Origin of the sequence: Massilia hydrophila (genome assembly GCF_020208145.1) — a bacterium.
GTDB classification, from domain to species: Bacteria; Pseudomonadota; Gammaproteobacteria; order Burkholderiales; family Burkholderiaceae_D; genus Telluria; species Telluria hydrophila.
The window spans coordinates 1-764 of sequence record NZ_JAHYBX010000027.1; the positions used below are offsets into that span (position 1 = coordinate 1).

The window sequence follows — 764 nt, forward strand, 5'->3', positions numbered from 1 at the left end:
GTGATACTTATCACCTGAAAACAGCACAGGTATATCAGCCTGAAGATGTGACCTTCGACACTTACGAGGATCACCGTATGGCGATGGCATTTGCGCCGCTGGCTTTAGTTTTTGACCAAATCAAGATTGCTGAACCTCAAGTTGTAGAAAAATCATATCCTGATTTTTGGAAACATTTACAAGCGCAAGCTTTTGTAATTGACTAACATATAAAAAACAGGGATTAACATTAACATTAATCTCTGTTTTATTATTCAATCTCCCAGATAGCCTTTAGCCTGGGACAGAAAATTGTGATGTAATCTATTAGGCCATATACGAGTTACAGATCCATAAATTTGTAGTCAGTCTGGTGCTTTAGAATTGCATTTAAAGGCAAATTTATCTAAGTTTATTGAAATTTAATTTTTATGGCAGGAAATTCATTTGGCGATTTATTCAGAATTAGCACTTTTGGCGAATCACACGGCAAAGCTATAGGTGTAATTATTGATGGTTGCCCTTCAAATATAACAATAGACGAGGAATTTATCCAGTCTGAGCTCGATAAACGTAAACCAGGTCAATCTAAGATCACGACACAAAGAAAAGAAAGTGATACCGCACAGATTTTATCTGGCGTATTCGAGGGGAAATCAACGGGAACACCAATAGCAATTGTTATTCCAAATGAAGACCAGCGTTCGAAAGATTACACACATATCAAAGATATCTTCAGACCTTCCCATGCTGATTTCACCTATCAGATGAAATATGGTATCCGT

At 36.9% G+C, this 764-nt stretch carries 2 protein-coding genes; both read left to right on the forward strand.

Annotated elements, in window-relative coordinates; genetic code table 11:
- A partial coding sequence (locus tag LE190_RS22170; RefSeq protein ID WP_501039621.1) for a carboxyvinyltransferase occupies positions 1-206 on the forward strand: 206 nt, incomplete at its 5' end.
- A 204-nt stretch (positions 207-410) separates the two neighbouring features.
- On the forward strand, positions 411-764 hold a 354-nt coding region (locus LE190_RS22175), incomplete at its 3' end, for a chorismate synthase (RefSeq protein WP_225240592.1).